This window comes from Paenalcaligenes sp. DL 463, assembly GCF_057475185.1.
Window position 1 is genome coordinate 1,591,199 of sequence record NZ_JBYBKX010000001.1, and the last position, 19,418, is coordinate 1,610,616.

The window sequence follows — 19,418 nt, forward strand, 5'->3', positions numbered from 1 at the left end:
CGTAATTGAATGGCAGGTGCTATTATCAGCACCTGCCGTTTTTTATTTGATGTCTAGAATATGTCCAGCCTACACTTAAATGCCTCAAGTCCACTAGATCAGTGGCTTCAGTACCTAGAAACCTTACACCCAACCGAAATTGAGCTGGGGCTGGCACGCATTAAGCAAGTCGCTGAGAGATTGAGTTTGCAGATACCGTATATCAAAATCACGGTGGGTGGAACGAATGGAAAAGGCTCCACATGCGCCATATTAGAAGCCATCTTACAGGCCGCCGGTTATAAAACCGGAGTCTATGCCTCACCTCATTTAGTTCACTATAACGAGCGTATCCGTCTAAATGGCTCTATGGCGACGGATGCGCAAATTGTTGAACAATTTTTCCGTATCGAGCAAGCGCGGGCAGAGATCAGCTTGAGCTACTTCGAGTTTGCCACCTTAAGCGCCTTGTTACTGTTCGAACAAGAGCGGGTGGATGTGGCCATCTTGGAAGTGGGTCTAGGCGGTAGACTGGATGCGGTAAATATGGTGGATACCGACTGTGCCGTGATTACCAGTGTTGATATTGATCACATTGCTTTTCTCGGTGACACCCGAGAGCAGGTAGGCTTTGAGAAAGCGCACATTTTTAGACCGAACACCCCTGCGATTTGCGCCGACCCGGTACCGCCGGAAGCCATAAAGGCGCATGCTGATCGTGTGGGTGCAGATTTATGGCAATTTGGTAAAGACTTCAACTACTCGGGTGATGCTCAGCAATGGGCCTTTGGTGGACGTGAACAGCGTCGAGCCGGATTGGCTTATCCCTCACTTCGTGGCATCAACCAATTATTGAATGCCTCCTCGGCGCTAGCGGCGTTAGAGGCTTTACGTTATAAGCTGGTGGTCCCAGCGCAGGCTGTCAGAGAGGGGTTGCATAGGGCAACCATCGCTGGACGTTTGCAAATTCTTCCCGGTGAGCCCACTACTATTTTAGACGTTGCGCATAACCCTCATGCCGCCGGTGCATTAGCGCAAAACTTAGATCAAATGCCTTCTACCGGCCGTACTTTGGCGGTTATTGGTATGTACAATGATAAGGATGCTGCCGGCGTACTAGGGCTATTAATAGACAGGGTAGATGCTTGGTATTGCGCCTCAATTGAAGGGGATCGTGGCTTAAAAGGTCAAGAATTGTCAGCATTGGTTAATGCGGTTAAGAAATTAGGCCCAGCCCACGACGCTTCCCACCGTCAGACCATAACTGATAAACCGGCCAAACCCAGCGTGAAACCTGCCTCTGGGCGCCGTGTTAACTACGTTAATAGTCCGATTAGCGTGTTTGATAACCCCATAGCGGCGTATGAGGGCGCTCGAAAAGAAGCCCAACCCAATGATAGAATTTTAATCTTTGGATCCTTCTCTACGGTTGGACCAGTGCTAGAATATTTAGGACGAAATCCCAAGTGATTTTGCTTCTACCCTGTAAGGGTGCTTCATTTTTTAATGGATTTTAGTTAAATGGGTCTGTTCTCAACAAAAAGCTCGTCTGGAGCAACCCGTCGCACTTCAAGTGACGCTCAAATACGCGAGATGCGAAGTCGTGCGAGACGACGCTTGATAGGCGCTTTGGTTTTGGTGCTAGCGGCGATATTAATTGTGCCTTTTCTCACCTCCAACGAACCTGAGCCTGAACAGAGCCAACTCTTAGCGGTGATTCCTACACCTATACAGCCAAACGAGTTCGCTACCGGTACTGATCAGTTAGCACAAGCCCCTGTACCAGCCGAGCCACTGACCGATCAATCAGAAGGCACAACTAACTCCGGCTCGACACTTAACGATGACTTCGCTGCTCTGATTGAGCCAGAGCCAGAGCCGCCTGTCGTGGTGGATCCTACGCCAGCCGAACCCGTGGCTGAGCCCAAACCTACGACCACCGCTCCCCCAGTCGTTAAACAGCCAGAGCCTAAACCTAAACCTGAACCAAAGCCAACTCCTAGTAAACCGGAGCCTAGCTCTGAACGTACCGATGATGGATCGGTAGCGCTAGCATTATTGGAAGGGCGTACACCACCAACAACCAATCGTCCGGCCACTGCCGCACCACAAGGTAATTTCATTCTGCAAATTGTGGCCTATTCTGCCGAAACCGAGGCGCAGTCTCGCCGCAATCAATTAGTGTCTGCGGGCGTTACGAATGCCTATGTCGAAACCGCTAACTCCGCAGGCAAAACAACCTATCGATTACGTGTAGGCCCATTCCCTACTCGCGAGGCCGCTCAGGCAGCACAAACGCGTTTACGCTCCTTGGGTTACGAAAATAGTTTTATCTCAACTAAGTGACGAGTTTCGATTATTTATTCTTAGCCATTCTTGGTGCATCAACCATAATAGGGCTGGTGCGTGGTCTGCTTAAAGAGTTGCTTTCGTTAATTGCGTATGTGGTTGCTTTCATGGCCGCGATTTGGTGGGGGCCCACAGCATCAGGTTGGTTAACGTCGATTATAGAAAATGCCTTATTGCGTACGGCGGTGTCGTACGGTGCCGTATTCATTATTGCGCTCTTGCTTTTCGGCTTATTAAACATGACGCTGTCAGCGCTCATTGAGCACTCAGGCTTGGGCGTTGCCGATCATGGTTTTGGCGCCATTTTTGGATTATTACGAGGCATCGTTTTCTCGTTATTGCTTGTCATTTTGGCTGGCTATACCGAGCTGCCCAAAGAGCCTTGGTGGCAAGAAGCTCGATTGTCAGGAGCAGCCGTTCAAGGCGTTCAAAATTTAAAGCAATACATACCCTCGTCATTAGCTGCGTGGTTACCTTATTAAGTACAAAGTACGGGAAAACATTATGTGTGGAATCGTCGGGGTCGCTGGCCGTGGTCCTGTTAATCAATTGATTTATGATAGTTTGCTGCTATTGCAACACCGCGGTCAGGATGCTGCAGGTATTAGTACCTTTAACGACAGTTTTTTTCATACGCATCGCGGACAAGGTTTAGTTCGGGATGTGTTTAGAACGCGGAACATGCGTGACTTAAAGGGTAATAGCGGATTAGGCCATGTGCGTTATCCCACCGTAAACGAAGCGGATAATATCGAAGAAGCTCAGCCATTTTATGTCAATGCCCCCTTTGGGATTAGCTTTGTTCATAACGGCAATCTCACCAATTGGCGAGGTCTACGACAAGAGCTTTTCAGCGTAGATCGCCGTCACATTAATACAAACTCTGATTCCGAGGTGTTATTAAATGTCTTTGCTCACGAGTTGCAGTTAGCCGCTGGGCAGGCTGACTTAACAGATGATAGGGTTTTTGCTGCGGTAAAATCAGTGCATACCCGAGCAAAGGGGGCTTACGCTGTCATCGCGCAAATTGCTAACTTCGGTATGGTTGCCTTTAGAGACCCTAATGGTATCCGCCCCTTATGCTTAGGAAAGCGCCATACAGAGTTAGGTGTTGAGTGGATGGTCGCATCTGAATCTGTTGCGCTGACAGGGTGTGAGTTTGACTTAGTCCGCGATATCGAGCCTGGAGAGGCTGTTTTTATCGATGCCAATGGAAATTTAAGTTCACGCCAATGCGCAGAGCGCCCGTGCTTAGTCCCCTGCGTTTTTGAGTATGTCTATTTTGCGCGCCCAGACTCGACCGTAGATGGCATCTCCATTTACGATGCCCGTTTGAATATGGGTAAGTATTTGGGTGATAAGGTAGCAAAAACATTAAGGTTGGCAGATATCGATGTGGTAATGCCCATACCTGACTCATCACGCCCTTCGGCGATGCAATTAGCCTCAAGCTTGAATCTTAACTACCGTGAAGGCTTTATCAAGAACCGCTATATAGGCCGCACTTTTATTATGCCCGGTCAAGCGGTGCGTAAGAAATCGGTAAGACAGAAGTTAAGCGCCATCCCCATGGAGTTTAAAGGGAAAAATGTTCTGTTGGTTGATGATTCAATCGTGCGCGGTACCACTAGCCGTGAGATTGTAGAGATGGCCCGTTCGGCAGGGGCGAATAAAGTCTTTTTTGCGTCGGCGGCTCCGCCCGTGCGTTTTCCTAACGTTTATGGCATTAATATGCCGACTCACCGCGAACTTATTGCCTCGGGACGAGAGAACGACGCCATTGCTAAAGAAATCGGAGTGGACGGACTTGTTTACCAAGAGCTTTCTGATCTGGAAAGCTCGTTACGTGAACTTAATCCCAAAATCTCCAAGTTCGAATCGTCGTGTTTCAATGGTGAGTATATTACCGGTGATATTGATGATGCTTATTTGGAGATGCTGTTAAATGAGCAGGAAGCAGCTTCGCTACAAAAGCAAAATGCGTTAGACGACTAATGGTCAGCTAATGTCTACGCTGTCATCAGGCGCTATGAGTTTCGTAGCGCCTTTTGTTTGGTCTGCTTGATGTTTGCCCAAACTATTAATGCGATGGTCAGCACAAACGTTACCATGCCCCATAGTGCATATTCAATTCCAAAGAGGTCGACACGGGCATCCATACACGTCGCATAAATACCAAATAGAAAGGGCATGCCTGACTCGAGTCCCGATTGAGTCATGACGGTATCAGCAAAGCTTAAGTCACATGAAAAGCTATTAGAGGCTACCGTGTACTGATACCATGCCGCCACAATGCCACCGATAGCAGTGATGGCCGCAATAATAGAGAAAATGCGTGATAACAAAGGGCTTCGCTTAGGCGAGCTAAAGAAGGCAGCCACTAAACTACTCAGCCCTACCACCACAAGCATCAGCCGTTGAAACACGCACCATGCACAAGGACGCATGCCAAAAGCATGTTGAGATATCAGGGCAACGATAAGAGCTGCTGTACACAGCATAAAGACGGAAATATAAAGAAAGCGTGGATTAGCAAACATAAATAGTCTTATTAAAGTAGAAGCGTGGCTAAGTCGCGGCTTATACGAAGTGATCTCACGTCGCGCTGGCTTGATCAGCTTGGAGCAATAATTCCAAAATGAGTTCCTGAAGTCCAGTCCAAACAATTTGAACACCTAAACAGAGCAGTATGAAAGCGGAAAGACGCATTACCACTGCGGTGCCATTTGTGCCCAGTTTGTAGAGAAATTGCGATGCAAATCGTAAGCACAGATACACAACAAATGACGCTACAGCAATTCCAGGTAGCGCTCCAGCTAACTTGGTTGCGCTAATAGCAGGCGAGCTATCATGCAACGTTACGCCCACTGTTAACGCCGCTGAAAGGGATCCTGGGCCGCAAAGCATTGGAAAGGTAAGTGGGTAGAACGCCTTAGAGCGCACTTGCTCCCATGAATAGCCTTCGGCCATGCCCTGTGCATGGGAGGCATCAAAGTCAGTGGCACTGACTAAGCGCCAAGCCGTTGCAATTACCAGCAGCCCACCGCCTACTCGAATAATAGGCAGCGATATTCCGAAGAAATCCAAGACGACGTTACCCGCTACGGTGGCCACCGCGAGCATAATAAATATATTGATGGAAACCTGTTGAGCCAATCGGGTTCTCGCCGAAATGGTAGCTCCTTCCGTCAGAGTCAAAAAAATCGGAGCCGCCGCCGGCGGGTTTAGCATGGGCAATAAGGTAGCGATTGCAAATAAAAAGCTTCGACCGAAATCGAACAATAAACCTGAGCTTTGCATGAAAAAATTAAAAGGCTTAAGTATTAAATAACGTCAGCAATGTCGCGTTTGAATTCACGCATCACCGACACATCTTGCAAGCTCTCGCTGTGCAGTAAAAAACTATCTTCGACGCGCTCACCTAAGGTCATAATCTTCGCGGATTTCAAATCGATCTGATGTTTAACAAAAACGCGCGCCAAATTAAACAAAAGGCCTTTTTGATCAGCAGTAACAATACTCAAGCGCCAAATATGGCCGTCTTGGTAAGGGGTTACCGTAAAGGTAGGCGTGACGGGGAAGGTGCGGGCTCGAATGGAATTACCCGCCACATACTGCTTTGCCTCAGGTAATGCGCTGGAGCCTGAGCATGACAAATGTTGTTCAAGCTCCAGCTTTAAGCCTGCGTCGAAATTGGCTCTACCGCACACAGCCTCAGGTGCCAGCACAACAAAATTATCCAGCGCCCAACCGTGAGTTGTGGTGTAGATTCGTGCATCTTGGATACTCAACGAGTATTGATCAAAAAAGGCGCAAATCTCCATAAATAATTCGGGCCGATCTAAGGTGTATACCAAGACTTGACGTGTTTCTCCTCGTCCTAAGGGGCGAGAGTAAGCCACTGCAGTGGGGTTTAATAGTGCCCCGTATAAGGATTGGGTATGCCAAATAATATCGTCGCTGTCATGGCGTAAAAAATAATCCAATCCAAGCACGGACCAAAAATTAACGATATCGCTTTCTGGCACACCTTTTCGTAAGAGCGTGGTCATCGCCACACTTTTACGCTGAGCAAGCACCGTGCTGGTTTCAAAATTATCTTCGCCCAAAGCGCGACGACTGAGTAAATACAAGTCGTTCAGTAATTTGGCTTTCCATGAGTTCCAGATAGTAGGACTGGTTCCGCAGATGTCCGCAACGGTGAGAAGGTATAAGGCAGTTAAATTGCGGGTGTTTTTTATATTGCTCGCGAACTCCGTCACCACGGCGGGGTTGCTAATGTCACGCTTTTGAGCAACCAAAGACATACTTAAGTGCTCGCTGACTAAACTAACAATTAACGCGGTGTCGTCCACATCAATTCCGTGAGCTTGGCAGAATTTTTCAGCTTCGACTGCCCCCAGCTCTGAATGATTGCCTCCGCGACCTTTTGCAATATCGTGGAAGAGGGCAGCAATATACAGTAGCCAATATTTAGTGAAGTCTGTCGCTAACTGCGCTGCTAACGGGTGATCATGGGCAGACTCTGGGGTGGTAAAACGCGTTAGGTTTTGGATGACCTTTAACGTGTGCTGATCCACGGTATAGGTATGGAATAAATCGTGCTGCATTTGTCCCACAATGCGTCTAAACACGGGTAGGTATCGCGGCAGTATATTCAGCATTGTCATGAGGCGTAGTGCTTGCATGACCCCTCTAGGGGCTTGAAAAACCTGAATAAAAGCAGCTCGGTTTTCTGGGCACTGCCGGAAATCGTCGTCAATTAAACGACGCCCGTGCCAAATTGCACGTAAGGTTCTTGCGCTCATGCCCTGTAGCTGGGGGTATCGCTGCAAGTGCAAGAATGCGGTAAAGATCAGCTTGGGCTTTTTTTGAATAGCGTCTGTAGTGAGTAGATCCAGCCGATTATTTACGATGTTGAAATCGTCGTCGACAGAAACATAGGAATGTGGCGTGCTAGAAAATAAACGCTCTTCCAAGCCCTGCATTAATATGGTGTTAAGTTGGGAGACAACTCGTGCGGCCCAGTAATACCGCTGCATCAACAACTCGCTAGCCAGCCTCTCTGAGGTCGTTTCAAAACCGTAAATGCTTGCTAGCTTTGGCTGCAAGTCAAATAGCAGCCTATCTTCTGCACGACCGCAAAGTAAATGTAACTCGGTGCGCACCCGCATAAACGCTAAGCTGACGCGCTTTAAAGCCCGTAATTCAGACTCGGTAAGCAGTCCGCTCGCTGCAATTTCACTCCACGTGCGTCCTACGCCTGCCGCCTGAGCAAGCCACTGTAAAAGCTGCAGATCACGCAACCCACCAGGAGACTCTTTGCAATTGGGCTCTAATGCATAAGGCGTATCGTGATACTGCTGATGACGTTGTCGCATTTCGGCTCTTTTTGCTAGGAAAAAAGCTTGTGGATCCAACGTTTTCTCGACCCGTTTGGACAGGGCTAGCGCGGTATCCTTACGCCCGGCAATGCACCGTAGCTCTAGCAATGACGTTTGAGTTGCAATATCGGCAGCAGCCTCTTCAAGGCACTGTTCCAGCGTTCGTACAGCATGCGCTGGCTTAAGGCCTACGTCCCACATCGCAGCGATAAAATTTTCAATGTGTTTGGTATCGCTAGCATCAGGGACGGCATTAAGAAGAATCAGGATATCAATATCAGACTCAGGGTACAGCTCTTGTCGTCCGTAACCCCCTACAGCGCATAAAGCGGCTATGTTAGGCAAGGGGTAACTGGATAATAACGCACGCAAACAACGATCTACGCCATGACTTAAGCGTCGCAATAGCAGGTCAGGGCGTCGCGTTTGCTCATACCGCGCGATTGTGCGCTGACGATGCTTAAGATAATTGTTTTTGTGCGTTTCGATTGAGCGCATTGCCTAGCCTTTTTGGCTATAACCTTTTACGAAAGAGGGCGGCTCGGGCATATTAGGCGAAACCGTGAGCACTTCATAGCCAGTATCTGTGACCAATATAGAATGTTCCCACTGAGCAGAAAGGCTACGATCTCGCGTTACAACTGTCCACTGATCGGGCAATGTCCGAATGTCGCGGCGACCCGCATTGATCATAGGTTCTATAGTGAAAATCATGCCGGGTTCTAAAAGCACCCCAGTGCCCGCTTTACCGTAATGTAAAACCTGCGGGTCTTGGTGGAACTGTTGTCCAATGCCATGGCCGCAATACTCTCGTACCACAGAATAGTTTTTACCCTCTGCATGTTTCTGGATGACGTGTGCAACGTCTCCTAAGCGAGCGCCAGGCTTCACTTGCTCAATACCCAGCCACATGCATTCATAGGTGGTTTCTACGAGTCTACGAGCCAAAATAGATGGCTCTCCTATGTAATACATACGGCTCGTGTCGCCGAACCAACCGTCTTTAATAACCGTGACATCAATGTTTAATATGTCACCATTCTTCAGTACCTTGTCGCTCGGCATACCGTGACAAATGACATGATTCACTGACGTGCAGATTGAGCCAGGGAAAGGAGGGTATCCCGGTGGCGCATAACCCACTGTCGCTGATTTTACATTTAGGGTGTTGGTGATGAAGTCCATGCATAGCTTGTCAAGCTCTGCTGTAGTAACCCCAGCTTTAACGTGCTCCCCAAGGAAGTCTAGCGTTGCTGCGGCGGCCTGACATGCAGCGCGCATTTTGTCTAAATCTGTGGGGTCTGTAACGATTGTGCTCATAGTGACTTGAATAGATGGGTTAAAGAATAGTAGAATTATAGGCTTTCCAAAATTCTAGCTGTAGGCTTTGTCAAAAAGCCCACCGTTTTGAGCGAAGAAAGGAAAGCGCGTTAAATGGCTTATTTGTGTTGTGCGGTGGTTTCGTCGCTACCAGAAAACGCAAATAACGTTGTTTAATGCAAGCTTATATCGATAAGCTCAGGGTGCTTTTAGTGTAAACCTTGCGCTTGTCTTTAGATACTACGGTATCAAAATTGTAAGGCAGTTAGCATTTGCCCGCTTTGACTCATCGTCTATAGCCTACGTCGTGTTGACCGCCTCATATCTTTATTTTTGTAGTAAATCGCGCGCCTGTTCGTCTCGGGGTGTCTGGGAACATACACAAGGTGTAAGGTCCTTACCGGATACAGAGTGGGTGCAAGAAAAAACCCTTGGAGAAAACCATGTCGTTAATGCGTGAAATGTTGGAAGCCGGTGTCCACTTTGGCCACCAAACCCGTTTTTGGAACCCAAAGATGGGACAGTACATCTTTGGTCAACGTAATCGTATCCATATTATTAACCTTGAAAAAACAGTAGTTAATTACTTGGATGCTCAAAAGTTCATCAGCCAAATTGCTGGCCGTGGTGGCAATGTACTCTTTGTTGGTACAAAGCGCGCTGCTCGTGAACTCGTGGCTGCTGAAGCCGAGCGTTGCGGTATGCCTTACGTAGATAGCCGCTGGTTGGGCGGTATGATGACCAACTTCAAAACAGTGAAAACTTCCATTAAACGTCTTAAAGACATGGAAGTTCAGCTGGCTGAAGGTGCTCTCGAGCGCATGACCAAAAAAGAAGGTCTACTGTTTGAACGCGAAATGGAAAAACTGAACAAATCCATTGGCGGTATTAAAAACATGGGCAAATTGCCTGACGCTCTGTTCGTGATCGACGTTGGCTATCATAAAATCGCTATCGCTGAAGCCCGTACTTTGGGTATTCCAGTGGTTGCTGTGGTTGATACGAATCACTCGCCAGATGGCTTGGCTAAAGTTATCCCTGGTAACGATGACTCGGCTAAGGCTATTGCTTTGTACGCACGCGGTATGGCTGACGCCGTGCTCGAAGGTCGTAACAAAGCGCTTAGCGGTTTAGTAGAAGAAATTCGCGAAGGCGAAGAAGAGTTTGTTGAAGTTGACTCCAGTGCTAACGCTGAAGCTCAACAAGACGAAGCAAACAGCAACGAAGAGTAATTCGTTTAAAACCCTGCTTTGAGCAGGTGGTGGCTGTCGTTGTCATATTCGTTACGCAGCCATCGCTTAAGATTTCGCATCAGCCCCGGTTTAGCCGGGGCGCGTTTTACAGAATTGGAGAATATCGTGGCCCAAATCACAGCATCGTTGGTTAAAGAATTGCGCGAGAAAACTGACGCGCCCATGATGGAATGCAAAAAAGCTCTCGTTGAAACAGACGGTGATCTTGCTAAAGCAGAAGAGCTTCTACGCGTAAAACTAGGAAGCAAAGCCAGTAAAGCGGCATCACGTATTACCGCCGAAGGTTTGGTAGGGGTTTACATTTCAGACGATAACAAAATTGGCGCTATCGTTGAAATCAACTGCGAAACAGACTTTGTTGCAAAAAACGAAGAGTTCATTAACTTTGTTGATCAAATCGCGAAACTTGTTGCAGAGTCCAATCCTACTGACGTCGCCGACTTAGGGCAGAAATCCTTCGGTGAAGGCACTGTAGAAAGCGTACGCACAGAGCTAGTAGGGCGCATCGGTGAAAACATGAGCATCCGTCGTTTCCAGCGCTTTGAAACAAGTGATCAGTTGGCACAGTACGTGCACGGTGGCCGTATCGCATCGTTGGTTGACTTTGCGGGTTCAGCCGAAGTGGGTAAAGACTTGGCAATGCACATTGCCGCTACACGTCCTAAAGCGTTAGATGCAAGTGGCGTTAACCCCGCTGACATCGAAGCCGAGCGCTCAGTTGCTGCACAAAAAGCAGCTGAATCAGGAAAGCCTGAAGAAATCGTTAAGAAAATGGTAGAGGGTTCCGTCGCCAAGTTCTTAAAAGAAGTAACGTTGCTGTCTCAGCCTTTTGTTAAGAACGACAAACTTAGCGTTGAGCAAATGCTGAAAGAGCAATCCGCAAAAATCTCTGGCTACGCACTTTATGTCGTAGGTGAAGGTATTGAGCGTCGTACTGAAGATTTTGCTGCTGAGGTTGCTGCTGCACAATCCGGCAACTAAATGTAGTCTTATCTGGTTTTAGCGTGGCAGGTGTCTTAACATGGCACCTGCCACTGCGCATGACTGTCTTATTCTTCTTCAGTACCTCTATTTTTCGGAACCTCTGCCATGAATACCCCACTTTATAAGCGCGTTTTGCTTAAACTGTCCGGCGAAGCCCTAATGGGTGAAGACGCTTTTGGTATTAATCGTGCGACGATAATGCGCATGACTGAAGAAATATCAGAGGTCGCTGCGTTAGGCGTTCAAGTGGCGATCGTAATCGGTGGTGGTAATATTTTCCGTGGCATTGCTGCCGGAGCTCAGGGTATGGATCGCGCTACCGCCGATTATATGGGTATGATGGCCACCGTCATGAATGCCTTAGCCCTACAAGATGCTCTAAAAAACCGTGGTTTAGATGCACGAGTACAATCGGCCCTCAATATCGAGCAAGTTGTAGAACCATACATTCGACCTAAAGCCCTTCGTTATTTAGAAGAGGGGAAGGTGGTCATTTTTGCAGCAGGTACAGGAAATCCGTTTTTTACAACCGACACGGCTTCGGCGTTACGCGGAGCTGAAGTAGGGGCTGAAATCGTACTGAAAGCAACTAAGGTTGACGGTATTTATAGCGCAGACCCTAACAAAGACCCCGGTGCAACACGATACTCACGCATCAGCTTTGACGAGGCCATTGTGCGTCGCTTAGAAGTGATGGATGCTACGGCGTTTGCTCTTTGTCGCGATCAGAAGTTGCCGATTAAAGTATTCTCAATCAACAAACTCGGCGCATTGAAACGAGCGGTGTGCGGCGAGGACGAAGGTACTTTAGTACACGTTTGATACAGGAAAAAAACATGAGTCTGTCAGAAATTCGTACATCGGCTGAAGGCCGCATGAAGCGTTCTATTGAATCATTAGAAGTCAGCTTATCAAAGATTCGCACGGGTCGTGCCAATGCTGGTTTGCTCGATCACGTTATGGTCGATTATTACGGCTCTCTGGTCCCTGTTGGGCAGGTGGCCAACGTTAGCGTTGTGGATGCCCGTACACTTAGCCTACAAGTCTGGGAAAAACAAATGGCGCCTGTCGTAGACAAAGCCATTCGGGAATCAGACCTCGGTTTAAATCCAATCGCATTGGGTGAGACCATACGTGTGCCTTTACCCGCTCTCACGGAAGAGCGTCGCCGCGATCTTACTCGCTTGGTTCGTTCCGAGGGTGAAGATGCGAAAGTGGCAATACGCAATCTCCGCCGGGATGCAAATGACGGGGCTAAACGCCTTCTTAAAGATAAAGAAATCTCTGAAGATGATGACCGTCGTTTTCAAGAAGAAATCCAGCGTTTAACTGACAAGTTCGTCACCGAGGTGGATAAAACCATCGCAGCCAAAGAAGCTGAGGTCATGACGGTTTGACACCGTTCTTACAGGTGGGCGCGATGTCTCTTAGCTCAACACAAGCCATTCCAGAAAGCAGCAGTATTCCGCGCCACCTCGCCATTATCATGGATGGTAATGGCCGCTGGGCAACGCGTAGAATGTTGCCGCGCACTGCGGGTCACGCCAAAGGCGTACAGGCGGTACGACGGGTGGTCGAGGCCTGTGGTCGTCAAGGCGTAGAGTACTTAACGCTGTTTGCCTTTAGCTCTGAAAACTGGCGTCGCCCCAAAGACGAAGTGTCTTTGCTTATGCGCTTATTCGTTCAAACCCTTGAAAAAGAGGTAGAGAAACTGAACGATCAAGGGGTACGTCTTCGTGTGGTCGGCGACTTAACGGCTTTTGAGCCGCGTCTTTGTGATCTAATTAAATCCGCCGAAGAACGCACAGAACACAATTCCACATTGCATTTAACCATCGCCGCTAACTATGGTGGCCGTTGGGATATCTTGCAAGCGATGCAACAACTATTGAAAGAGCAGCCTAATCTGATAGGCCAGCCTCAGTTGTTGGACGAGAAATCCCTGTCTCCCTATCTATCAATGGCTTACGCTCCCGAGCCCGATCTTTTTATACGCACCGGTGGCGAGCAGCGCATTTCTAATTTTTTGATTTGGCAGTTGGCCTACACTGAGCTCTATTTCACAGAGAAGTATTGGCCAGACATTAATGCTAAAGACCTACAAGCAGCTTTTCAATGGTATGCAAACCGCGAGCGGCGCTTTGGGCGTACTAGCGACCAACTAGCCTCTCAATCTTAACGAGACTCTTATGCTCGCACAGCGCATTATCACAGCTATTGTTTTAATTGCTATTCTGCTGGTAGCAATGCTCATCCCCTCGATATGGCCCATGACCGTCGTATTGGCTTTAGCAGCCTGCTGTGCGGTTTGGGAGTGGCTACGCTTAACATGGCCCAGCTCAGCAACGGTTATTGGCCCTAGTCTCTCAGCCTTGTTGTTCGCGGCCATACTTTGTTTAGCCTACGGTTGGCAGCCGACCTTAACGATGGCTGTCTGGGCGAAAGAGGCTCGTGCTCACGTATTCTTAGTGTTTTTACCCCTCGTCGTTCTGTACTGGGCGATAGGTGTAAGCTTGATGCTGGCATTTGCTCAAACCGAGAAACCGGCCTCTAAGGTCGCACTCAGTGTTTTTGGCTTATTTGCGGTTTTTATCGCGTGGGCAGCGTTAAATGAAATGCTGATGTATCGCGGCGCGCTCTACCTGCTATCCATGATGGCCATTGTCTGGGTGGCGGACATCGCTGCTTACTTTGCTGGACGCGCGTTCGGGAAGAAAAAGTTAGCGCCACGCATTAGTCCGGGAAAAACGTGGGCTGGTTTTTTTGGCGGTATAGTAGGCGTAATTGTTTATGTGTTTGCTAGTGCGCAACTCCAAGGCAGTTATGCTCATGCGTTGACAGAACGTTGGCCTTGGTTTGGTGTTGTTGCCATTGGGGCTGGCTTAGCTGCCTTGTCGGTAATGGGGGACCTTTTTGAGTCTCTTCTCAAAAGACGCGCTGGAGTTAAAGACTCCAGTAACCTGCTGCCTGGTCACGGCGGAGTATTCGACAGAATTGATGCACTAATACCAGTAGCTCCCGTTGCATTAGTATTGGGCGGCCCTTTCCTCGAAATGCTCAGTGTTGCACCTAATTGAATGCAATACTAACGATGCTGATGCCGTTCGGTTTTCCTTAAAGAAGTGTATCAATGAGTTTTCAACGCGTATGTATATTGGGCTCGACCGGATCTATCGGTTGTAGCACTCTGGATGTCATAGCCCGCCACCCTGAAACCATGGCGGTTTACGCACTATCGGCTTTTAGTCGGATGAAAGAGCTCGCTGAACAAGCCTTAACGCATCACGCTAAGGTTGTTGTTGTTCCTGATGATAAAGCGGCCAAACAGTTTATCGCCGCTTACGATAACGCCATAGCACTACCCGAAATACGCATCGGAGAACTCGGATTAATTGAAACCGCGTCAGACGACCAAGTTGATACCGTCATGGCGGCCATTGTGGGCGCTGCATGCTTAGCTCCTGTATTAGCTGCGGCCAAGACGGCAAAACGCATTCTTTTGGCAAACAAAGAAGCCTTGGTGACGGCAGGCTCGCTGTTTATGGATGCAGTAAAACAAGGAAAGGCCACTCTAATCCCCATTGATAGCGAGCACAACGCGATTTTTCAGTGCCTACCGGAATCTTCTCGTCAACAGTTACAGACAGAGGCTCCGGCTAGCATACGCCGCTTGCTACTTACTGCATCGGGGGGGCCTTTTCGCACTACCAGCCTTAACGCATTGCCTTCTGTCACACCCGAGCAAGCCTGCGCGCATCCTAATTGGAGCATGGGCAGGAAAATCTCTGTTGACTCTGCCACGATGCTAAATAAAGGTTTGGAAGTTATTGAGGCTCACTGGCTTTTTTCCATGCCTGCCGACCAGATCGATGTTGTGATCCATCCTCAAAGCTTAATTCATTCGATGGTTGAATACGTCGATGGGTCCGTGTTGGCCCAACTTGGCCAGCCCGATATGCGGACATCCATCGCTTACGGTTTAGGGTTTCCTGAGCGTATCGAAAGCGGGGTAGGGCTTTTAGGATTAACCGCTCTAGGCCGTCTGGACTTTGAAGAGCCAAACCTAGATCGATTCCCATGCCTGAAACTGTCTTACGACGCGTTGCGTACCTCACACGCAGCTTGTATCACATTAAATGCGGCCAATGAAATTGCGGTCGACCAGTTTTTACAGCGTAAAATAACCTACTTAGACATTCCACGAATTATCGCTCATAGCATTGATAAAATAGTGGGCATGAATACACCAATACTGGATTCGCTCGAGTCAGTGTTGAGTGTTGATCATCAATCCCGTCTTATTGCTCGGGGACTTTGTCATTCTGCAGCTTGACTTACTTAGGGCATAGTCCATGTTATTCACCTTGCTAGCCTTTGCCATCGCCATTGGCTTATTAGTCACCATACACGAGCTAGGGCACTATTGGGTTGCGCGGCGTTGTGGCGTGCATATCGAACGTTTTTCTTTCGGTTTTGGCAAAGTATTAGCACGGTACAGAGACAAACGGGGTTGCGAGTGGGCCTTTTCGGCCCTACCGTTAGGCGGCTACGTTATGATGCAAAATCAGCCGCCGCCCAATGCAACCCAAGCAGAAATCGATTCATCTTTTGATAATAAAACGGTAGGGCAACGTGCGGCGATTACGGCGGCAGGGCCGGCTGCAAACTTAATTTTAGCGGTGATCATTTACGCCGTTACTGGTTTAATTGGAACACAAGAGCCTGCTCCAATTGTAGCGCCACCTCTTGCAAACACAGCAGCCTCCTTTGCGCAAGTTCAGGCTGGCGACACCGTTGTTGGGGTAAATAACAAGGCTGTACGCTCTTGGTCGCAGTTTCGCTGGGAAATGCTAGACCCCTTGACTACAGGCGGCTCAGTAAGCATTCACACCCATGATTACCTTAACAACCTTCGTACCTATGATGTGCAATTGGATAAAGCCGAGATCCATCCCGAAGGTGTTGATCTATTAGCGGATGCTGGCTTTAAACTTGCCATGCCTCATGCAAAAATTCAAAGTGTTATCGAGGGTGGGGCTGCAGAGGAAGCAGGCCTGCTCGCAGGGGATACGATCATTGGCTTAAATGATCTTGTCGAGCCCACCGCTACCGAATTTGTTCAAGCCGTTCAAGCCTTAGCTGGTCAACCCGCGCATTTGCAAATACGGCGTAATGACCAACACTTAACGATTAGCGCTCAAGTGCGCTCTGAGTTGACGCCAGAAGGCGAAGAGGTTGGCCGTATCGGAATTATCGTTGGAGCCGACCTCCCTATGGTAACCGTACGTTATGGCCCAGTAGATAGCTTGGTTCAAGGGGTTACACGTACAGCCGACACCTTCTGGCTGTCATTAAAGATGATAGGGCGTATGATTACGGGGGATGTCTCCGTAAAGAATATCAGTGGTCCAGTATCCATTGCTGATTACGCAGGGCAAAGTGCCCGCATCGGTCTTGCCTCTTATTTACATTTCCTCGCATTAATTAGCGTTAGCATTGGTTTGTTAAATCTTTTACCTATACCTATGCTAGATGGGGGCCATCTGCTGTATTATGCTGTCGAGGTTGTTCGTGGACGACCTTTATCAGAAGAATGGCAAAATCATGGACGCCGCATTGGCTTAGGTATACTTGCTGCGTTAATGATGCTTGCCTTCGTAAATGACTTTGCTCGCCTTTTCAGTTAGGCTTCATTGTCTTACAATCCAAAACCATTTGATCGACCAAGGACTCTTCAGGATGTCGTTAAGCCGGAAATCAAAATTTGCTTTGCGTACCGTACCCTTTCTGGTGGCGGCGTTACTAGCTCCTGCTATAGCCAGTGCGTTTACGCCTTTTGTTGTTCGTGATATTCAAGTTAACGGCATACAACGGGTAGATCCAGGTACTGTATTTAGTTTCTTGCCAGTCAAGGTCGGTGAGTCATTTACAGAAGAGCAAGCTAGTGAAGCCATTCAACGTTTGTACGCCACTGGTTTTTTTAGCGATGTGCAGTTAGACACCAGCAATGACGTACTGGTTGTCTCTGTTATCGAACGCCCAACGATCGCTTCAGTTAGCTTTAACGGAATGCGCGAGTTCGACGCTAAAAACATAACGCAATCATTAACACAGGTAGGTTTCGGTGAAGGACGTGTCTTCGATCGAGCCATGCTGGAACGAGCCGAGTTCGAGCTTAAGCAGCAGTACCTTAGCAAAGGCAAATACGGCGTCGAAGTTACGCCAATTATTACCCCCTTACCAAGAAATCGTGTTGGGGTAAGCTTTGATGTCTTTGAAGGCGACTTAGCTAAAATCAAAGAAATTAATATTGTTGGTAACGAAGACTTCAGTACCAGCCGCTTGTTAAACCAAATGGAGCTTACAACCTCCGGGTTTATGACGTGGTACACCGGCACCAACCAATACTCCCGAGAGAAGCTGGAAGGTGACGTCGAGCGTCTCCGTTCCTATTACCTTGACCGCGGTTACTTAGAGTTTAATTCCGAGCCCCCTCAAGTTTCTATCTCTCCTGACCGCCAAGATATTTTCGTTACATTAACGATTCAAGAAGGCGAACCTTATCAGGTTAGCGATGTAAAACTTGCGGGCGAACTTTTAGGCTTAGAAGACGAAATCTTACCGCTTATACAAATTAAAGCCGGCGAGACGTTTTCAGCAGAAAAAACCAATGCATCGGCCAAGGCCATCATGGATTACTTAGGTAGCCTAGGTTATGCCTTTGCTAACGTAAATCCACACCCAGTGCTTGATCGTGACAATCACACTACTGATCTTAGTTTCTACGTGGATCCGGGTCGTCGTGCATACGTACGTCGAATCCAAATTGGGGGCAACACGCGTACCCGAGATGAAGTAATTCGACGTGAAATGCGTCAAAATGAAGCGGCTTGGTACGATTCCAATAGCATTGCATTTTCACGGGACCGAATTGATCGCTTAGGCTACTTTAACGAGGTAGACGTTTCCACTTCTCCGGTAGCGGGGTCTCCGGATCAAGTTGACGTGAACGTAGACGTTAAAGAAAAACCCACAGGCCTTATTAATCTGGGCGTGGGTTACGGTTCTACAGATAAGGTCATTTTGTCGGCTGGAATTAGCCAAGACAATATTTTTGGTAGCGGAAACAGCTTATCGCTTCAAGTAAACACCAGTAAGACGAATCGTGCAGCGATTATCTCGCATACCGATCCTTACTGGACGAAAGACGGTATTAGTAAAACCACCTCGCTTTATTACCGCCGTACGACCCCTTACGATAGTGACTACGCCTATGGTGATTATCAAGTTACCGCGTATGGGGCCGGATTGAATTTCGGTATTCCTATCTCCGAGTACGACCGTATCTTTATGGGCGTTAACCTTGAGCACAACAAGATCGGGCGTTTTAGTCCAGATCGTATGCCTCAGGCCTATCAAGATTTCGTCAATAATTTTGGGGCTGGCACCAATGCGGCCATCTTTAACTTAGGTTGGTCTAAAGACACCCGAGACAGTGCATTAGCACCGACTCGCGGAAGCTACACCCGTCTGTCTGCTGACTTCTCTACGCTTGATCTGCGTTATTACATGCTCAGCGCGCAGCAGCAGTATTATTTACCTCTAGGGCGAGCGTTTACCTTAGCCTTTAATGGTATGGCCGACTACGGTAAGTCGTACGGCGACCGCGACTACCCCGTTATTAAAACCGTGTATGGGGGTGGTATAGGCTCAGTTCGTGGCTTTGAAGGTGCATCGCTAGGTCCAAGAGATACGCTAACAGGTGACTACCTCGGTGGTTCTCGTCGCGTAGCGGGTAATGTTCAACTTTACCTGCCATTCCCTGGGGCTACACGAGATCGCACACTGCGTTGGTTCTTATTTGCTGATGCGGGTCGCGTTGATAACACTGACGGCTCTTGCTGGACTGGCCGTCATAACGAGATCCAAGACCCTTGCGGATGGAAGTACGCAGCAGGGGTAGGCTTGTCTTGGCAGTCACCTTTGGGCCCATTGCAATTATCCTACGGTCGAGCCATGAATGCGAAACCTGGTGATGAGAAACAAGCGTTCCAGTTCCAAATCGGTACCGCATTTTAAAAAGCCCTATTTAGTGGCACAATTAACTTTTTCCTGCAGCGTTATTAGCAAGGTAGATTTTCATGAAGTC

At 48.3% G+C, this 19,418-nt stretch carries 17 protein-coding genes; 13 read left to right on the forward strand and 4 right to left on the reverse strand.

Going from position 1 to position 19,418, the window contains the following annotated elements; genetic code table 11:
* The first annotated feature begins 60 nt into the window (after positions 1-60).
* From folC to purF, 4 genes are read left to right on the forward strand one after another with little or no spacing between them, the layout of a single operon-like run.
* Complete coding sequence (gene folC / locus AC2UZI_RS07425) at positions 61-1,449, forward strand: bifunctional tetrahydrofolate synthase/dihydrofolate synthase (RefSeq protein WP_486943172.1); 1,389 nt, start codon at positions 61-63, stop codon at positions 1,447-1,449.
* 51 nt (positions 1,450-1,500) lie between these two features.
* Positions 1,501-2,325 carry an SPOR domain-containing protein gene (locus AC2UZI_RS07430; RefSeq protein WP_486943173.1) on the forward strand — a complete coding sequence of 275 codons (825 nt, stop codon included), beginning with the start codon at positions 1,501-1,503 and terminating at the stop codon, positions 2,323-2,325.
* Positions 2,322-2,810, forward strand: a complete 489-nt coding sequence (locus AC2UZI_RS07435) for a CvpA family protein (RefSeq protein ID WP_486943174.1) — start codon at positions 2,322-2,324, stop codon at positions 2,808-2,810. The genes AC2UZI_RS07430 and AC2UZI_RS07435 overlap by 4 nt, the downstream gene beginning before the upstream one ends.
* Before the next feature lie 22 nt (positions 2,811-2,832).
* Entirely contained in the window at positions 2,833-4,323 is a 1,491-nt protein-coding gene (purF, locus tag AC2UZI_RS07440; RefSeq protein WP_486943175.1) for an amidophosphoribosyltransferase, read from the forward strand.
* 32 nt (positions 4,324-4,355) lie between these two features.
* Here purF and AC2UZI_RS07445 read toward each other — a convergent pair whose 3' ends face one another.
* The 4 genes from AC2UZI_RS07445 to map are packed head-to-tail and all read right to left on the reverse strand — an operon-like array spanning position 4,356 to position 9,032.
* On the reverse strand, positions 4,356-4,868 hold the full coding sequence (locus tag AC2UZI_RS07445) for a disulfide bond formation protein B (RefSeq protein WP_486943176.1): 513 nt from the start codon (positions 4,866-4,868) through the stop codon (positions 4,356-4,358).
* Positions 4,869-4,923: 55 nt separating this feature from the next.
* The gene (locus AC2UZI_RS07450; protein WP_486943177.1) at positions 4,924-5,628 is read right to left on the reverse strand and encodes a MarC family protein; all 705 of its coding nucleotides are present in this window, start codon (positions 5,626-5,628) and stop codon (positions 4,924-4,926) included.
* Between the two features lie 23 nt (positions 5,629-5,651).
* A complete protein-coding gene (locus AC2UZI_RS07455; protein WP_486943178.1) occupies positions 5,652-8,210 on the reverse strand; it encodes a [protein-PII] uridylyltransferase in 2,559 nt (852 codons plus the stop codon).
* A gap of 3 nt (positions 8,211-8,213) precedes the next feature.
* Positions 8,214-9,032 carry a type I methionyl aminopeptidase gene (gene map, locus AC2UZI_RS07460; RefSeq protein WP_486943179.1) on the reverse strand — a complete coding sequence of 273 codons (819 nt, stop codon included), beginning with the start codon at positions 9,030-9,032 and terminating at the stop codon, positions 8,214-8,216.
* 443 nt (positions 9,033-9,475) lie between these two features.
* On the opposite strand from map, the gene rpsB reads away from it, so the two are divergent.
* The 9 genes from rpsB (at position 9,476) to bamA (ending at position 19,348) form a co-directional block, all read left to right on the forward strand.
* Positions 9,476-10,264 carry a 30S ribosomal protein S2 gene (gene rpsB / locus AC2UZI_RS07465; protein ID WP_486943180.1) on the forward strand — a complete coding sequence of 263 codons (789 nt, stop codon included), beginning with the start codon at positions 9,476-9,478 and terminating at the stop codon, positions 10,262-10,264.
* A 126-nt stretch (positions 10,265-10,390) separates the two neighbouring features.
* A complete protein-coding gene (gene tsf / locus AC2UZI_RS07470; RefSeq protein ID WP_486943181.1) occupies positions 10,391-11,266 on the forward strand; it encodes a translation elongation factor Ts in 876 nt (291 codons plus the stop codon).
* 108 nt (positions 11,267-11,374) lie between these two features.
* Positions 11,375-12,091, forward strand: coding sequence for a UMP kinase (pyrH, locus tag AC2UZI_RS07475; protein ID WP_486943182.1), 717 nt, complete (start codon positions 11,375-11,377; stop codon positions 12,089-12,091).
* A 14-nt stretch (positions 12,092-12,105) separates the two neighbouring features.
* Positions 12,106-12,666 carry a ribosome recycling factor gene (gene frr, locus AC2UZI_RS07480; protein WP_486943183.1) on the forward strand — a complete coding sequence of 187 codons (561 nt, stop codon included), beginning with the start codon at positions 12,106-12,108 and terminating at the stop codon, positions 12,664-12,666.
* A gap of 23 nt (positions 12,667-12,689) precedes the next feature.
* A complete protein-coding gene (uppS, locus tag AC2UZI_RS07485) occupies positions 12,690-13,448 on the forward strand; it encodes a polyprenyl diphosphate synthase (protein WP_486943184.1) in 759 nt (252 codons plus the stop codon).
* Positions 13,449-13,458: 10 nt separating this feature from the next.
* On the forward strand, positions 13,459-14,346 hold the full coding sequence (locus tag AC2UZI_RS07490; protein ID WP_486943185.1) for a phosphatidate cytidylyltransferase: 888 nt from the start codon (positions 13,459-13,461) through the stop codon (positions 14,344-14,346).
* Positions 14,347-14,399: 53 nt separating this feature from the next.
* Entirely contained in the window at positions 14,400-15,602 is a 1,203-nt protein-coding gene (locus AC2UZI_RS07495) for a 1-deoxy-D-xylulose-5-phosphate reductoisomerase (protein ID WP_486943186.1), read from the forward strand.
* 19 nt (positions 15,603-15,621) lie between these two features.
* Positions 15,622-16,956 (forward strand): RIP metalloprotease RseP, encoded by a 1,335-nt coding sequence (gene rseP / locus AC2UZI_RS07500; RefSeq protein WP_486943187.1) that lies wholly within the window; start codon positions 15,622-15,624, stop codon positions 16,954-16,956.
* A 52-nt stretch (positions 16,957-17,008) separates the two neighbouring features.
* Positions 17,009-19,348, forward strand: coding sequence for an outer membrane protein assembly factor BamA (bamA, locus tag AC2UZI_RS07505; RefSeq protein WP_486943188.1), 2,340 nt, complete (start codon positions 17,009-17,011; stop codon positions 19,346-19,348).
* The last annotated feature ends 70 nt before the right edge of the window (positions 19,349-19,418 follow it).

Excerpts from the sequence above, each read along its gene's own strand:
- folC (WP_486943172.1), top strand. The coding sequence starts at position 61 with ATGTCCAGCCTACACTTAAATGCCTCAAGTCCACTAGATCAGTGGCTT.
- AC2UZI_RS07430 (WP_486943173.1), top strand. The coding sequence starts at position 1,501 with ATGGGTCTGTTCTCAACAAAAAGCTCGTCTGGAGCAACCCGTCGCACT.
- purF (WP_486943175.1), top strand. The coding sequence starts at position 2,833 with ATGTGTGGAATCGTCGGGGTCGCTGGCCGTGGTCCTGTTAATCAATTG.
- AC2UZI_RS07445 (WP_486943176.1), bottom strand. The coding sequence starts at position 4,868 with ATGTTTGCTAATCCACGCTTTCTTTATATTTCCGTCTTTATGCTGTGT.
- AC2UZI_RS07450 (WP_486943177.1), bottom strand. The coding sequence starts at position 5,628 with ATGCAAAGCTCAGGTTTATTGTTCGATTTCGGTCGAAGCTTTTTATTT.
- AC2UZI_RS07455 (WP_486943178.1), bottom strand. The coding sequence starts at position 8,210 with ATGCGCTCAATCGAAACGCACAAAAACAATTATCTTAAGCATCGTCAG.
- map (WP_486943179.1), bottom strand. The coding sequence starts at position 9,032 with ATGAGCACAATCGTTACAGACCCCACAGATTTAGACAAAATGCGCGCT.
- rpsB (WP_486943180.1), top strand. The coding sequence starts at position 9,476 with ATGTCGTTAATGCGTGAAATGTTGGAAGCCGGTGTCCACTTTGGCCAC.
- pyrH (WP_486943182.1), top strand. The coding sequence starts at position 11,375 with ATGAATACCCCACTTTATAAGCGCGTTTTGCTTAAACTGTCCGGCGAA.
- frr (WP_486943183.1), top strand. The coding sequence starts at position 12,106 with ATGAGTCTGTCAGAAATTCGTACATCGGCTGAAGGCCGCATGAAGCGT.
- uppS (WP_486943184.1), top strand. The coding sequence starts at position 12,690 with ATGTCTCTTAGCTCAACACAAGCCATTCCAGAAAGCAGCAGTATTCCG.
- AC2UZI_RS07490 (WP_486943185.1), top strand. The coding sequence starts at position 13,459 with ATGCTCGCACAGCGCATTATCACAGCTATTGTTTTAATTGCTATTCTG.
- AC2UZI_RS07495 (WP_486943186.1), top strand. The coding sequence starts at position 14,400 with ATGAGTTTTCAACGCGTATGTATATTGGGCTCGACCGGATCTATCGGT.
- rseP (WP_486943187.1), top strand. The coding sequence starts at position 15,622 with ATGTTATTCACCTTGCTAGCCTTTGCCATCGCCATTGGCTTATTAGTC.
- bamA (WP_486943188.1), top strand. The coding sequence starts at position 17,009 with ATGTCGTTAAGCCGGAAATCAAAATTTGCTTTGCGTACCGTACCCTTT.